Annotated in this window: 13 protein-coding genes; 8 read left to right on the forward strand and 5 right to left on the reverse strand. The window is 60.7% G+C overall.

Features of this window, described 5'->3' with window-relative positions; genetic code table 11:
- Nucleotides 1–83 precede the first annotated feature (83 nt).
- The 5 genes from J3P93_RS15550 to J3P93_RS15570 form a co-directional block, all read right to left on the reverse strand.
- Nucleotides 84–3,185 carry an MdtB/MuxB family multidrug efflux RND transporter permease subunit gene (locus J3P93_RS15550; protein WP_434589301.1) on the reverse strand — a complete coding sequence of 1,034 codons (3,102 nt, stop codon included), beginning with the start codon at nt 3,183–3,185 and terminating at the stop codon, nt 84–86.
- Nucleotides 3,182–4,489 (reverse strand): MdtA/MuxA family multidrug efflux RND transporter periplasmic adaptor subunit, encoded by a 1,308-nt coding sequence (locus J3P93_RS15555; RefSeq protein ID WP_434589303.1) that lies wholly within the window; start codon nt 4,487–4,489, stop codon nt 3,182–3,184. Before J3P93_RS15555 ends, J3P93_RS15550 begins: the two co-directional genes overlap by 4 nt.
- Before the next feature lie 174 nt (nt 4,490–4,663).
- Nucleotides 4,664–5,164, reverse strand: a complete 501-nt coding sequence (gene tpx / locus J3P93_RS15560) for a thiol peroxidase (RefSeq protein WP_203418250.1) — start codon at nt 5,162–5,164, stop codon at nt 4,664–4,666.
- Between the two features lie 477 nt (nt 5,165–5,641).
- A complete protein-coding gene (locus J3P93_RS15565) occupies nt 5,642–6,118 on the reverse strand; it encodes a hypothetical protein (protein WP_434589305.1) in 477 nt (158 codons plus the stop codon).
- Entirely contained in the window at nt 6,093–6,422 is a 330-nt protein-coding gene (locus J3P93_RS15570) for a hypothetical protein (protein ID WP_434589307.1), read from the reverse strand. The genes J3P93_RS15565 and J3P93_RS15570 overlap by 26 nt, the downstream gene beginning before the upstream one ends.
- A gap of 775 nt (nt 6,423–7,197) precedes the next feature.
- Here J3P93_RS15570 and J3P93_RS15575 point away from each other — a divergent pair.
- From J3P93_RS15575 to J3P93_RS15610, 8 genes are read left to right on the forward strand one after another with little or no spacing between them, the layout of a single operon-like run.
- The gene (locus J3P93_RS15575; protein WP_434598401.1) at nt 7,198–8,148 is read left to right on the forward strand and encodes a SphA family protein; all 951 of its coding nucleotides are present in this window, start codon (nt 7,198–7,200) and stop codon (nt 8,146–8,148) included.
- A 24-nt stretch (nt 8,149–8,172) separates the two neighbouring features.
- Nucleotides 8,173–9,153 (forward strand): AAA family ATPase, encoded by a 981-nt coding sequence (locus J3P93_RS15580; RefSeq protein ID WP_434589309.1) that lies wholly within the window; start codon nt 8,173–8,175, stop codon nt 9,151–9,153.
- A complete protein-coding gene (locus J3P93_RS15585; protein WP_434589311.1) occupies nt 9,150–10,085 on the forward strand; it encodes a DUF58 domain-containing protein in 936 nt (311 codons plus the stop codon). The genes J3P93_RS15580 and J3P93_RS15585 overlap by 4 nt, the downstream gene beginning before the upstream one ends.
- Entirely contained in the window at nt 10,082–10,681 is a 600-nt protein-coding gene (locus J3P93_RS15590; protein ID WP_434589313.1) for a DUF4381 domain-containing protein, read from the forward strand. Before J3P93_RS15585 ends, J3P93_RS15590 begins: the two co-directional genes overlap by 4 nt.
- Complete coding sequence (locus tag J3P93_RS15595; protein ID WP_434589315.1) at nt 10,668–11,660, forward strand: vWA domain-containing protein; 993 nt, start codon at nt 10,668–10,670, stop codon at nt 11,658–11,660. The genes J3P93_RS15590 and J3P93_RS15595 overlap by 14 nt, the downstream gene beginning before the upstream one ends.
- Before the next feature lies 1 nt (nt 11,661).
- Complete coding sequence (locus J3P93_RS15600; RefSeq protein ID WP_434589317.1) at nt 11,662–13,245, forward strand: VWA domain-containing protein; 1,584 nt, start codon at nt 11,662–11,664, stop codon at nt 13,243–13,245.
- On the forward strand, nt 13,242–14,681 hold the full coding sequence (locus tag J3P93_RS15605; RefSeq protein WP_434589319.1) for a hypothetical protein: 1,440 nt from the start codon (nt 13,242–13,244) through the stop codon (nt 14,679–14,681). The genes J3P93_RS15600 and J3P93_RS15605 overlap by 4 nt, the downstream gene beginning before the upstream one ends.
- Entirely contained in the window at nt 14,678–15,700 is a 1,023-nt protein-coding gene (locus J3P93_RS15610; RefSeq protein ID WP_434589321.1) for an HAD family hydrolase, read from the forward strand. The genes J3P93_RS15605 and J3P93_RS15610 overlap by 4 nt, the downstream gene beginning before the upstream one ends.
- Nucleotides 15,701–15,705: the final 5 nt, after the last annotated feature.

The raw sequence follows: 15,705 nt of genomic DNA on the forward strand, positions 1-15,705 counted from the left end.
GATAGCGGTATGTCTGTGCAGATTGATAATGAATGTGCCGACGCCATCGCGAGCAGGCTCACTCCTACAGAGGTTGCGTGCGATCATGCGGAGACCTCTTCGCCTTCTGCCTTGCGCTTGCCAAAGCGTCGGCCGAGGCGGTCGAAGTACAGGTAGATCACCGGTGTGGTGAACAGCGTCAGCACCTGGCTCACCAGCAATCCGCCAACCATCACCAGACCCAGCGGTTGACGCAGTTCAGCGCCGGAACCGGTCGCGAGCATCAACGGCACCGCGCCAAACAATGCCGCCAGCGTGGTCATCAGGATCGGCCGGAAGCGCAGCAGCGCTGCCTGATAGATCGCCTGTTCCGGGGCCATGCCCTGGGTGCGTTCGGCATCGAGGGCGAAGTCGATCATCATGATCGCGTTCTTTTTCACGATACCGATCAGCAGAATGATGCCGATGATCGCGATCATCCCCAGATCGTTGCCGCTGAGCAGCAGCGCGAGCAACGCACCGACCGCCGCCGAAGGCAGCGTCGAAAGGATCGTGATCGGGTGGATGTAGCTTTCGTACAGCACGCCGAGCACGATGTACATGGTCACCACCGCGGCCAGAATCAGCAGCAAGGTGCTCGACAGCGACGCCTGGAAGGCTTCGGCCGCGCCCTGGAACTGGGTCTGCACGCCGACCGGCATGCCAATCTCCTGCTGCACCTGTTCGATCACGTCGACCGCATGCCCCAGCGCCACGCCGGGAGCGAGGTTGAAGGACATCATCACCGCCGGGAACTGGCCGATATGGGTAATTGCCAACTGCGCCTGCCGCTCTTCGACATGGGCCAGACTCGACAGCCGCACCTGCGCGTCATCGGTGGTCTTGACGTAGATCTGGTCCAGCGCCTGCGGGCCGATGCGTTCGCCGGCCTGGGCCTGCAGCACCACGCGGTACTGGCTGGCCTGGGTGTAAATGGTCGAGATCTGCCGCTGACCAAAAGCGTCGTACAGCGCATCGGTGATGTTCGACACCGAAACGCCAAGGCGTGAAGCGGCGTCGCGGTCGATCACCAGATAGACCTGCAAGCCCTTGTCCTGCAAATCACTGGCGACGTCAGTCAGTTCCGGGCGTTGGGCCAGTGCCTCGACCAGCCGCCCGCTCCATTGGCTGAGCAGTTCGGCGTCCGGCGAAGACATGCTGAACTGGTACTGCGTGCGGCTGACGCGGTCTTCAATGGTCAGGTCCTGCACCGGCTGCATGAACAGGCGAATACCCACCAGCTTGTCCAGCCTGGGTTGCAGGCGCGCAATCACTTCACTGGCGCTCAGATCACGTTCGCCGTGGGGCTTGAGGTTGATCAGCAAGCGGCCGCTGTTGAGGGTGGCGTTATCGCCGTCGACACCGATATACGACGACAGGCTTTGCACCGCTGGGTCTTCGAGGATGACCCGGGCCAGTTCCTGCTGGCGCTCGCCCATGGCGGCAAAGGAGATCGACTGCGGCGCCTCGGAAATCCCCTGGATCACGCCGGTGTCCTGAACAGGGAAGAAGCCCTTCGGCACGACCATGTAGAGGAACACCGTCAGCGCCAGTGTGCCGATGGCCACCAGCAAGGTCAGCGGCTGATGTTTGAGGACCCACTGCAACATGCGCCCGTAGCCGGCGATCATCCAGTCAATGAAGGCACCACTGGCCCGGTAAAAACGGCCCTGTTCGTGTTCTTGCGGTTCACGTTTGAGCAGGCGTGCGCACATCATTGGCGTCAGGGTCAGCGACACCACCAGCGAAATCAGGATTGCCACCGCGAGGGTAATCGCGAATTCGCGGAACAGGCGCCCGACCACGTCGGCCATGAACAACAGCGGGATCAATACGGCGATCAGCGACAGGGTCAGGGAAATCAGGGTGAAGCCGATCTGTCTGGCGCCCTTGAGCGCGGCCTGCATCGGGCTGTCACCCTCCTCGATGAAGCGCGAAATGTTTTCCAGCATGACGATGGCATCGTCGACCACGAAGCCGGTGGCAATGGTCAGCGCCATCAGCGTCAGGTTGTTGACCGAGAACCCGGCCAGGTACATCACGCCGAACGTGCCGATCAGCGACAGTGGCACAGCCACCGACGGGATGATCGTCGCGCTGAAACGGCGCAGGAACAGGAACGTCACCATTACCACCAGAGCAATGGCGATCAGCAATTCATGTTGCACGTCGGTAACCGAAGCGCGGATGGTCTGGGTGCGGTCGGTGAGCACCGTCACGTCGAGGCCGGCCGGCAGGTTGTCGGTGATGCTTGGCAGCAATGCCTTGATGCGGTCGACCACCTCAATCACGTTGGCCCCGGGCTGGCGCTGAATGTTCAGCAATACCGCCTGATTCTGGTTGGCCCACGCCGCCAGACGTTCGTTCTCGGCGCCATCGACGATCTCGGCGACGTCCTTGAGTCGCAGCGGCGCGCCGTTCTTATAGGCGAGAATCAGGTTGGCGTAGTCCTCGGGCGAGGTCAGCTGGTCGTTGGCATCGAGCATCGAGACCCGCGTCGGGCCGTCGAAGTTGCCTTTCGGCTGGTTGACGTTGGAAGCGCTGATCAAGGTGCGCACGTCCGACAGGTTCAGGCTGTTCGCCGCCAGAGCCTCCGGGTTGACCTTGATCCGCACCGCCTGACGCTGGCCGCCGGCAATGCTGACCATGCCGACCCCGCTGATCTGGGCGATCTTCTGCGCCATGCGCGTATCGACCAGATCGTTGAGCTTGGGCAGCAGCATGGTTTTCGAGGTGATCGCCAGCGTCAGCACCGGCGTATCAGCGGGGTTGACCTTGTTGTACACCGGCGGTGCCGGTAAATCGGTCGGCAGCAGATTGGTCGCCGCGTTGATCGCCGCCTGTACCTGCTGCTCGGCGACATCCATATTGATGTCGAGGCTGAAACGCAGGGTCAGCACCGAAGCGCCACCGGAACTGGTCGAAGCCATTTGCGTCAGGCCTGGCATCTGCCCGAACTGGCGTTCGAGCGGCGCCGTCACCGCGCTGGTCATTACATCCGGGCTGGCGCCGGGATACAGAGTCATGACGCGGATGGTCGGGTAGTCGACCTGAGGCAGCGCCGACACCGGCAACAGGCGATAGGCGATCAGACCGGCCAGGACAATGGCCAGCATGCTCAGGGTGGTGGCTACCGGTCGGAGGATGAACAGCCGCGAAATGTTCATGCGCCCTTCTTGGCCTTGTCAGTCACGGCCGCGTCCGGCGCGTTGGCAGCGGATTTGCCCTGCAGGTGTTCGGTCGGGGTGGTCGGCACCTGATTGCTGTCGTTGACCACTTCAACCTCGCTGCCTTCCTTGAGGCGGTCGGTGCCTTCCAGCACCACGCGGTCGCCGGCAGCCAGGCCTTCGGTGACAACGGTGTTCTCGCCATCACTGGCGCCGATCTTCAACTGGCGGATGGTGACTTTCTTGTCGCCGTCCAGCGCATAAACGAAGGTGCCATTGGTGCCGAACTGAATCGCAGCCGACGGTGCCAGCACCACGCCCTTCAGCGTGTCCGCGAGCAAATGGATATTGACGAACTGATTGGGGAACAGCGCCTGATCGCGGTTATCGTAACGGGCCTTGAATTTCAGGGTGCCGGTGGCGACGTCGATCTGGTTGTCGAGGCTTTGCAGTACACCGGTGGCCTGCAGTTTGCTGTCGCCGCGATCCCACGCCTCGGCCGACAGTCTGGCACCGCTGCGATAGCGCGCGAGCACGGTGTCGAGGCTGTTTTCCGGCAAGGTGAAAGCCACGCTGATTGGCTGCGTCTGGGTAATGACTGCCAGCGCCGTGGTGTCGTTGGCGGTGACGAGGTTACCGACGTCGACCTGACGCAAGCCGACGCGCCCGGCAATCGGTGCGCGGATTTTGGTGAATTCAAGGTTGAGTTTGGCGTCGTTGACTGCGGCCTGATTGGTCTTGACCGTGCCCAGATACTGGCCGACCAGCGCTTCAGCGGTATCGAGCGTCTGTTTGGCGATGCTGTCTTCTTTATACAGGCCGCGATAACGCTCGACGTCAACCTGCGCGTTTTTCAACTGCGCCTGGTTCTGCAGCAAGGTGCCCTCGGCCTGGAGCAAGGCGTTCTGGTACGGACGCGGATCGATCTCGGCCAGGACATCGCCAGCCTTGACCATTTGCCCTTCTTCGAAATTGATCTTCATCAGCTCGCCGCCGACCCGGCTGCGTACGTTGATGGTATTGAGCGCGGTCACGGTGCCCAGCGCCTTGTAATACAGCGGGAAGTCCCCGGTGACCGCCGGCGCCACGCGCACCGGAATCGGCCCGGTGCCGCCGCCGAAGCCCGGCCGCATCATTCCCGAACGCCCGGCGTGCCCAGCCGCATCCTTGTCCGCGCCCTCCTTGTGGGCGGAACCGGCGGGCCAGAATTTCCAGCACAGGACGGCGATCACCAACAGGACAAGCAGGCTGATCAGCCAGCGACGGGATTTGCGGGAGGACGATTGCATGGAGTGATTAACCATTGGGCGCGTGGGCTTCTATTACGGGAGGCTGAACGATAAGCACTGACTGGATTTAAGCAAAGCAGCTTTACCGGCAATTTACCTTGTACTTACGTTTCAAGGTGTGAGGCAAAACCCTGATACACAAATGAAAACGGCCTGGACAGGGCCAGGCCGTTAACAATTGTAAAAGCCTTACTTGAGAACGGACAGTGCCGCTTCGTAGTTTGGCTCTTCAGCGATTTCCTTGACCAGTTCGCTGTGCAGAACGTTGTCGTTCTCGTCCAGCACGACCACGGCACGCGCGGTCAGGCCTTTCAGCGGGCCGTCAGCGATGGCTACGCCGTAGTTTTCGATGAACTCGGCACCGCGCAGGGTCGACAGGTTCTTGACGTTTTCCAGACCTTCGGCACCGCAGAAACGTGCCTGAGCGAACGGCAGGTCGGCGGAAATGCACAGCACCACGGTGTTTGCGATGTCGTTGCCCTGGGCGTTGAACTTGCGCACGGAGGTGGCGCAGGTCGGGGTGTCGACGCTTGGGAAGATGTTGAGGATTTTGCGCTTGCCGGCAAAGTCTTTCAGGGTGACGTCAGACAGATCGCCGGCAACCAGAGAAAAGGCTGGAGCCTTGGAACCGGCTTGTGGCAACTGGCCGTTGACTTGAACCGGATTGCCTTTAAGGGTGACTTGAGCCATGACTTGAGTCCTTCTGATGTTTTTGATTGGAAAGCATGCAAGAGGCGGAAGTTAACCATGAAATGGCCCAGCGAGCTAAACCCTTCGATGAATTGTTGGGGTGCGTCGCGGAAAATTGTATACAACCCAGCGCCCATCCCCCTGTAGGAGTGAGCCTGCTCGCGATAGCGGTGTGTCAGAGATTCATACATTGGCTGACACACCGCTATCGCGAGCAGGCTCACTCCTACAGTTTTTTGCGGTGTTGCGTGAAATGGTGTCGATTCAGCGCTGCCCCATTCGACCAGTGAGTGAAACCACTTCGGCACCGAGTTCACTCCCGAGGCGCGAGCGCAGGAAGAGCACATTCGCGAACATGCCAAGAAAAACGGCTAAACGGAATATCACATCCAGGAGCTGCCGAAAGTGCGATCTTATGATCTGGAAAAGCAAAGTCAAAAGATCACAGCCTTGCTTCACTCGAAAGCTGCAAATTCATCAGTCGGGCATAGAGCGGATTATGTCGGCCAGATCATCCTTGGTTATTCCATTGGCCTTTATAGCAGCGGCGACATCCGCTTTGGAAAGCGGGAAACGTTTGAAAATTCCCTTTAAGGCTTCCTCATTAACATTGGCCAACCAGAGCGGGTCGATAAATGAACCGCCATACTCCGGTTTCATGGGTACGTCTTCGTGGGCAATTGCACCTTTATGGTTGAGATACACTACATAACGGTCATGCCCTTCAGGAAAACTTTTATCATGATAAAGCGTAGTACCCATAGGCAGAACATAGTAGTTCTCGTCGCCATTTGGCCCTTCAATCAGCAACGGTTCTTTAGTTTTGATCATTTCCATATTGTGCCCCTTCGCAATATCGCCAAAAATCAGAAAAGCCAAAAAAATCGCATTGACAGATAAAACTGTGACCAGCCATACGCCAAGTCGCCTATTTGTAAACATTTTTCTTATCATATGGGGCCTCGGTATTCGCTTCGAGCATGGCTTGTAAATCCGCCGGCATGAAAATACCGTCCTTAGGACTACTTTGCGTACGCGCAGCCTGTCTCTCGATGAAAGAGAGACCTCGCATCTCATTAAATTTCGCCGGGTTCTGCACAATTGATTTACCCGAAACCTTTGCTCCCGCAATGGTCACGGTTGTGCAGTTATTCGTAGTCGGATGATAGTTGGATGGCAACACATACCGTGCTGATGACGCAGTCTTTTTTCGCTGTTCTGTTTGCTGGGCGACAATATTGTCGAAATGAACGATCACAGCCTCAGCTTTCGGCGTCTGATTCTGGCGGATTGGGTGTTGGCTTTTTCATGGTGGTACTCCACTGGAAAGTTGGAGCTGCCCCATTCGGTTTCCGGACGAAGAGGTGGCAGCTGTACGCAGGTTGGAAACCCGGGCAGCGGCGACCCGGTCGACCCGAAGGTCTCCCGCGCACAGCCGCCATAACGGAGTGCACACATTCGAAGTGCGCAAGGATACGTTATGAAAGGCGTGTACGCGCCACTAATACCCGTCGGGGTTTCCAGTCCCGGTCGCTGAATTGGCAGCGACGAACACAGGCTAGAGACCCGACGTCCGACGGACAACCTGAAAACGTTGTAAGAACGTTCCGCAAATTCGAAATAACTTTAAACATCTCGAAGTGAAATACGCATAGGTAGGAGCCGCCGAAGGCTTGAGCCACGATCAGACGATCTTTTAATTTTGCTTCTGAAAAACAGGATCAAAAGATCGTAGCCTCGTTTCACTAGATAGCTCCTGCTCCCTATTCGCGAGCAGACGAAAAAGACCTGACGAGCTCGCTATGCGTTGTCCCCTCGATACGCCAAGGAATTAATTCCTTCGACTGGCTAACCCCCGATTTGCTGCTAGTTTCAGAAGGACTTGTCCTACAGCCTTGATAAAGAACGGGAAGACGCAGGGGTGGCGAAACAGCACCCAGTTGTCCTGGAACACACCATGGAATCGGGAAATGATCTGCAGTCGAGCCGGGATTACTGATTTTCAGCGCGGGCGGGACGGCGCAGCGTGTCCGATGCTCAAGCCGTTGGTAATGCGCCCGTGGCTGGCGCTGTGCATGTGCGGCAGCCCTGCACTGTACGCCGCTGAGGGCGGCGTCGGCCGGCCGATCACCGGCCAGCAGGTGTTTGCCAACGCCGGGATTGTCCCGCCCGAACCGGGCTGGATCATGTCGCTGACCAGCATCTGGTATGACGGTTCGCTCAAGGGCAGCAAGGGCGCGCCGATTTCCGGTGCGGTCAGCGGCGGGCTCGACATGACGGTCTCCTACACCATGGGTAACTTCACCCACGTCTGGGACACCGGCCCGGGCCGCTGGAATTACGCCTCGGCGCTTGGCGTACCGGTGCAATACACCGACATCAAGGCCAGCGTCACCGGACCGCGCGGGCGCACCCTCGGCAGCAGTGATTCAGGGACGCAGTTCGCCGATGCGCTGATCACCCCGATTGCCGCCGGATACCACTTCGATGAGCGCAATCACCTGTCCTTCTCGCTGCCGATCTACGTGCCCAGCGGCGCCTACAACAAGGACCGCCTGGCTAACGCAGGGCAGAACACCTACACGCTCATGCCGACCGTCGCGTTCACCCATCTGGATGGCAAGGGTGGCGAGTTCAGTCTGATGAGTGCCTTCGAGCGCTACAGCGAAAACGACGCCACCGACTATCGCAACGGCAATATCTTTCGCCTCGACGCACTGTGGACCCACGGTTTCGGCAACGGCTGGAACGCTGGTATCGCCGCCGGCTACATCCAGCAATTGACCGACGACAAGGGCCAGACCGCCGATGCCTTCAACGGCTACCGCGGTCGCGCAGTCGGCGCCGGGCCGTTACTCGGCTGGGCCGGCAAATTCGCCGATGCCCAGGCCAACGTCAGTGCGCGCTGGGTACCGGAGTTCGACAGCAAAAACCGCCCCGAAGGCAATGGCTTCAGCGTCAACCTGACCCTGGCATTTTTCTAGACCCGGCCACAAAGGATTGTCCTCATGACCGCGCTCAGCGACCTCAACGCCCTGCAAGCCAGCATCGCCGAAGCGGTGCTCGGTCAGGATCAAGTCATTCGACAGATCCTGCTCGGCCTCTTGGCCAACGGCCATTTGCTGCTGGAAAGCCTGCCGGGGCTGGCCAAGACCCGTACGGTCAAAGCCCTGGCCAAACACCTCGACGCGAAAATGAGCCGCATCCAGTTCACCCCGGACCTGCTACCCTCGGACATCACCGGCGCCGAGGTGCTGCATCAGGTCGAAGGCAAAAACGAAATTCGTTTTCAGCCCGGCCCGCTGTTCGGCAACCTGATTCTCGCCGACGAGATCAACCGCGCCCCGGCCAAGGTCCAGGCAGCCTTGCTCGAAGCCATGGAAGAGCGGCAGATTACGGTGGCCGGCAACAGCCATGCGCTGCCGGAGTTGTTCATCGTGGTGGCGACGCAAAACCCGATCGAGCAGGAAGGCACCTACCCGCTGCCGGAAGCGCAGATGGACCGTTTCCTGATGAAGGTGCTGCTCGATTATCCGAGCGCCGAAAACGAAAGTCAGGTGCTGCGCCTGTTGCGTAACGAAGAGTTCGCCCAAGGCGCGAGCACCGCGCCGGCCAAGGGTTTCAACCTCGCCCAGGACGTGATTTTCGCGGCGCGCAAGGAAGTCAGCGCCGTGCACGTTTCGCCTGCGATCGACAGCTACCTGATCGACCTGATCAACGCCACCCGCTACCCCGCCGATTACGACGAAGATCTGGCACGCTGGATCGCCATCGGCGCCAGCCCGCGCGGTGGTATCGGTCTGGACCGTTGTGCGCGCGCCGATGCGTGGTTGCAGGGGCAGGATTTCGTTTCCCCGGACAACGTCCGCGCGGTGGTGCATCCGGTGCTGCGCCATCGTCTGCAACTGAGTTACGACGCGGTCGCCGACGGCGTCAGTGCCGATCAGGTGCTGGACCGCATTCTCGATAAAGTCGCGATTCCGGCATGAACACCGACGGACTGGTCTACGTGTCTCTTGCGCAATTGATGGCGCTGGAGTTCAAGGCCCGTGACCTGAGCTTTCTCGCCCGCCAGCCACGCGGCAGCATTCTTGCCGGCAACCATGCCTCGCGGCTGCGCGGGCGCGGCTTGAACTTCGATGAGCTGCGCCGCTATCAGCCCGGCGATGACTTACGCCACCTCGACTGGCGTGCGTCCTTGCGCACCGGCAAACCGGTAGTGCGTACCTTCACCGAGGAACGCGACCGCCCGGCGCTGATCGTGGTCGACCAGCGCATGTCGATGTTCTTCGGCTCGCAGCGCAGCTTCAAATCTGCCCTTGCCGCCGAGCTTGCAGCGTTGGCGGCATGGATGGTGTTCAACGCCGGGGATCGCGTTGGCGGGCTGGTATTCAACGACCAGCGCATCGACGCCGTCGCGCCGTTGCGCAGCCGCAAACGCGTGGAGGCGTTGCTCAGTCGCGTCGCCGAACATAATCAGGCGCTGCACGCGAGCAACCCTGACGCTGAAGACGAAGCACAGCTGGACACCGCCCTGCAACGCTGCCTCGCACTGGCCGGGCATGATCATCTGATCTGCATTGTCAGCGACTTTGCCGGAGCCGGCCCGCGCACCTTGCAGTTGCTGAGGCACTTGGCGGCGCATAACGATGTGATCGCCTTGCAGGTCTACGATCCGCTGGCGCTGAAGTTGCCGAACAATGGCCGACTGCTGGTCACTCAGGGCGAGTTGCAGGTCGAACTGGCGGTCGACAAGCGCAATGTACGTCAGCCGTTGGGGGATTTTCTCAGCGGTCGTCTGCAAGACGTTGCCAGCCTGCTGCGCCGCAGTCAGGTGCCGCTGATGATGTTCAGCAGCGCTGAAAACGCCCACGAACAATTGCGCGCGGAACTGGGTAAAAACGCCGGAGCACGGCGGTGAATCCGGATATTCCCAGTATCGACCAGCTCAAGGAGTTGAGCCTGCCGGCACCGGTCAGCTATGCGCCGCAGACGTGGGGTTGGTGGATGCTGCTCGGGATGTTGTTGCTCGCCGCGTTGCTTGTAGGTTTGCGACGTTATGGGCAATGGCGCAGAGATGCTTATCGACGCGAAGGTCTGGCGCGACTGGCACACTTGCGCGAGCGCAGCGATGACTTGAATGCCTTGCGCGAATTGCCAGAGCTGCTCAAGCGCGTGGCGCTGTCCATGCCCACACAATCGCAAAAATGGAACCCGATCCCTGTGGGAGCTGGCTTGCCACCGATGAGGCCATCTAATTCAGCATCGGCGTTGACTGACAGCACGCCATCGCTGGCAAGCCAGCTCCCACAGGGTGTGGCGGCGCTTGGGAGGGACGACTGGCAAGCCTTCCTGCAACGCCACAGCAAAAAACCACTCCCCGCCGACTTCAGCACGCAACTCGCGCAGCTCGCCTACGCCCCAGACGACACTCTGCGCGCCCTGCCCGCGCCGCAACGTCAGGCGCTGTTCGACACCTGCCAATACTGGATGGAGCATCACCATGTGGCAGCTTGATTACCCATGGCTGTTGCTGCTGATGCCGCTGCCCTGGCTGGCTTACCGCTATCTGCCCGCCTACAACGAGGCACGCAGCGCCGTGCGCGTGCCTTTTTTTGCCGCGATGAGCCGCGCGGTCGGCGAAGCACCGGGGGGCGTCGGCAGCCGCCGCAATCACTGGCAACTGCTGCTCAACCTGCTGGTCTGGGCGCTGATCCTGCTCGCCGCCGCGCGCCCGGTATTTGTCGAAAAGCCTCTGGAACGGCAACAACCGGTGCGCGACTTGATGCTCGCAATCGACCTCTCACAGTCGATGGAAACCGAGGACTTCAGCAACGCCAGCGGCGAGAAAATCAATCGCCTCGCGGCGGTGAAGGACGTCGTGCAAGGCTTCATCGACAAGCGCAAGGATGATCGCCTCGGCCTGATCGTGTTCGGCAGCGGTGCTTATCCGCAGGCGCCGCTGACCCTCGATCACGCCAGCCTGTCGCTGCTGCTCGCCGATACCGGCATCGGCATGGCCGGCCCGGACACGGCGATTGGCGATGCCATCGGTTTGAGTCTCAAGTTGCTGGATCAGGCCCACGAGCAGGAGAAAGTGCTGATCCTGCTCACCGACGGCAATGACACCAGTAGCGCGATCACCCCGGACCACGCGGCACAAATGGCCGCGAGCAAAGGCGTGATCATTCACACCATCGGCATTGGCGACCCGAGCGCCTCGGGCGAGGCCAAGGTCAATCTGCCGGCGCTGGAACAAATCGCCCAAAGCACCGGTGGTCAGTTTTTCCGCGCCGAAGACCGCAACGCGCTGAATCAGGTCTACGACACCCTCGATCGCCTCACGCCGCACCAGGTCAAAACCCTCAGCCATCAGCCGCAGCGCGAATTGTTTTATTGGCCGTTGGCTGCCGCGCTGCTGATTCTGGCGCTGTATCACCTTGGCGCCCTGCTGCGGGTTCGCCTGGTTTTCGCTCGCCAGCGCGAAGAGGCCTGAGATGGAGATCAACCTCAGCGATCTGCATTTCCTGCGCCCGGCATGGCTGCTGCTCGCGCTGTTCGCGGCGTTTTTGCCGCTGCTCTGGCGTCGCGGCCGCGACTTGCAACGCCGGCTGCGCGGGCAGATCGCTGAACATCTGCTGCCACATTTGTTGGTCACGCCTGAAGATCATCAGCGCCTGCGCCCGGTGCATGGGCTCTGCGCGTTGTTGATGCTCGGCGCGCTCGCCGCCGCCGGCCCGACCTGGGAACAGGACCGGCCCGATTATCTGGAAAACCGCGCACCGCTGATCGTCGCGGTGGATCTGTCGCCGTCAATGGACGCCAGCGATGTGCAGCCAACCCGGCTGGAAGCGGTGAAACACAAGCTGCACGATCTGATCCAGCGTCGCGCCGGCGCGCGTACCGCACTGATTGCCTACGCCGGCAGTGCGCATCTGGTGTTGCCGGCGACCGATGATCCGGCGCTGCTCGATACCTTTATCCAAGCGTTGAACACGGGGCTGATCGATAAACCGGGCAAGAACGTTGGTGCCGCGATCGATCAGGCGAAACGCTTGCTCGACGCGGAAAAGACACCCGGCACCCTCCTGCTGCTCACCGACGGCGCCGACACCGCGCTGCTCGGCGACCTCGATCAACGTTTGCGCGGGAGCGCCTTGCAGGTGCTGGTACTCGCGGTCGGCAGTGTTGACGGCGGCGTCATAAGGGTTGCCAACGGCCAACCGCGCAGCGATGGCAACGGGCGCCCGGTGCTGGGCAGCTTCGATCAGGCCGCGCTCAAGCAACTGGCATCTGCGGTTGATGCGCCGCTGGGCAGCCTGACCCTCAACAACGACGATCTGGACTGGATCGAACTGCACGCGCAACGGCACTTTCAGACCAGCAGCGCCGAACAGCGCGAATTGCACTGGAAAGACGCTGGCTACTGGCTGTGCTGGCCGCTGCTGTTGCTAGCGCTGTTCAACCTGCGCAAGGGCTGGAGCGTCAATTGGCTGCCGGCGCTGTTGCTCGCTGCGGGGCTGGGCTGGCCCGCCGCGCCGGCGCAGGCCAACGCGCTGACCGATGCTTTTTTCACCCGCGATCAGCAGGGCCGCTGGGCCTTCGAACACGATCATTTGCCGCAGGCGGCGGCGCTGTTTATCGACCCATACTGGAAAGGCGTTGCGGCGTATCACGCAGCCGATTACGACCTCGCACTGGCGACCTTTGCGCGGCTGGACACGCCGCAGGCGTATTTCTATCTGGGCAACATTTACGTGCGCCGTTTCAAGTTCGATCAGGCCATCGCTGCGTATACCCAAGCCTTGAAACTGCAACCACAGTTCCCAGAAGCCACGGCCAATCTGGCCCTCGCGCAGGCGCTGCTGAAAGACACCGAAAGCGCCGAGCGGAACGCCCCTGAAACCAAACCCGACGAGGTGAAATTCGACAAGGCACCGGGCAAGGGCCAGAGCAAAGCGATCAAGACCGAGCAGGCGGCGTCCGATGCGCTGTGGCTGCACAACCTGACCGCTTCGCCGGCGAGGTTCTTGCGGCAGAAGTTCAGGTTGCAGGATCAACAGGAGGCGGCCAATCCATGATTTCTATCAGTCCTGCTGCCGCCATCGCTGGCAAGCCAGCTCCCACAGGGTATTACAGAGTAGACAAATCTCGCCTGAACACAGCGAGCCACTGTGGGAGCTGGCTTGCCAGCGATGGGGCCAGATCATTCATCACAAAAATCAGCTTGCTCATGTGTTGCCTGTTCACCCTCCAGGCCTTCGCCGCCGCACCCCAACTCAAAGTCCAGGCCCATCTGCAACCCGCCGAAGGGGCGATGGTCGGCGGTCTGGTTGAGCTGCAACTCGATGTTCTCACCGACACCTGGTTCACCAGCGCCGCCACCCTGCCCGATCTCAAGCTCGACGGTGCCTTGGTCACGCCGCCGGACGGTCAGGCGCAGCACCTCAATCAGACCTTCGACGGCGTGGCTTTCAGCGGCCTGCGCTACTGCTACCTGATCACGCCGAACGTCGCGCAAACCTTCGCTATTCCCGCCTTGACCGTGCGCGCCACACCTGGCCAGGCCAGCGCTGAACTCAGCGCCCAGAGCCAGCCGTTGCAGTTCAGCGCCACGCGGCCGCCGGGTTTTGCCGAGGATGAAACGCCGCTGGTAGCAACGGCGCTGCGCTTTACCCAAGAAATCGTCCATTCGGCCACGCCGCTGAAAGTCGGCGACAGCATCCGCCGACAGTTGAGCCTGCAAGCGGACGGCGCGTTGGCGATGGCCCTGCCGATTCCTCGATTTGGCGATGTCGGTGGCCTGAGTCGCTATGTGCAAAACCCGCAAGTCAGCACCGTGGACGACGGTCGCGGCAATGTCCTCGGCGGGCAGCGCATCGACAGCGTCAGCTATCGTATCGATCAGGCCGGTGCCTACACGTTGCCAGCGATCGAGATGAAATGGTGGGACGCTACGGCGCAACAACTGCGACGCGCACAAGTCCCGGCGGTCACCTTCGAGGCCGTGGCGAACAGCGCTTATCAACCGGTGTTTTCAATCACTGAAGACCTCAAGCAACTGGGTCGCAATCAACTGCGTTTTTCCACCCGCTGGTTGCTCTGGCTGAGCGTATTGCTCGCGTTGATCAGCGCCGTTTATCTGCTGCGCCCTGCGTTCACTCGCGCCCGGCAGCGCTGGCTGGCACGCAGGCACGCCAGGCAGATGGCGTGGCTGCAATCCCCCGCGTTCGCCTGGCAACAAATCGATGGCCAGTTGCAAGCCCGCCCGGCGCAATTGAGCGCCCTGTATCTGTGGCTGCGGCGCAGTCGCCTGGGGCTGAAACTGGTCGAGGCCGGGCCGCGTTTACAAGGACTGTTACGCGGGCTTTACGGACGTCAACCGACCACTGAGCAAACACTTGTTCAACTGCGCCAATCCTTGACTACGCTTCAAAGTCAGGCCGAACAGCAGCAGGTAAAAACGGCCTCGGCGCTGCGTCCGCTCAACCCTGTTCACGAGAAGGATTTCCCATGACGAACCCGATGCTGTACCGCCAACGTTTCGGACTCGCCTTGCTGTTTACTCTGGCCCTGCCGTGGCTCGCCCAGGCCAGCGAGCCGCTACCGTCGTGGCAGGAAGGCCCGGCGAAAAAAAACATCATCGAATTTGTCCAGGCCGTGACCGACCAGAACAGCAAGGACTTCGTCAAACCCGCCGACCGGATCGCCGTATTCGACAACGACGGTACGCTGTGGAGTGAACAGCCCGCTTATTTCGAACTGTTGTTCGCCTTCGACGAAATCAAGCGCAACGCCGCCCAGCACCCGGAATGGAAAACCACGCAACCCTTCAAAGCGGTTCTTGAGAGCGATCACAAAGCCCTCGCCGCGACGGGCATGGAGGGCGTGCTGAAGATCGTCGGCGCGACGCACACCGGCATGACCACCGAAGCCTTCGATGACTACGCGAAAACCTGGCTGAGCCAGGCGCGCCATCCGAAAACCGGCAAGCCGTACACTGAAATGATCTTCCAGCCGATGCTGGAAATGCTCGACTACCTGCGCAGCCAGGACTTCAAGACCTACATCGTTTCCGGTGGCGACACGGGCTTCATGCGCGCCTTCGCCGAGAAGGTCTACGGCATCCCGCCCGAGCAAGTGATCGGCACCACGTTCATCACCTCGTTCCAGTACAAGGATGGCAAGGCCTCGATCCTGCGTACGCCGAAACTGGCGCACAACGACGACGGCCCCGGCAAACCGGAAAGCATCGACGCGGTCATCGGCAAACGCCCGATCCTCGCCTTCGGCAATTCCGATGGTGACCTGCAGATGCTGCAGTGGACGGCCGCCGGGCCGGGCAAACGATTCATGGGGCTGGTGCATCACACCGACGCCAAACGCGAATGGGCCTATGACCGCCAATCCAGCATTGGCCGGCTCGACCTGGCTCTCGACGAAGCGAAATCCCGCGGCTGGACCGTGGTCGACATGGCTGCCGAATGGCGGCGTATCTACCCGTTCGAACCGCTGGCCACCGAGCAGGTGCAATAAAAGAA

This window comes from Pseudomonas sp. R3-57 (assembly GCF_051132065.1).
Lineage (GTDB): Bacteria > Pseudomonadota > Gammaproteobacteria > Pseudomonadales > Pseudomonadaceae > Aquipseudomonas.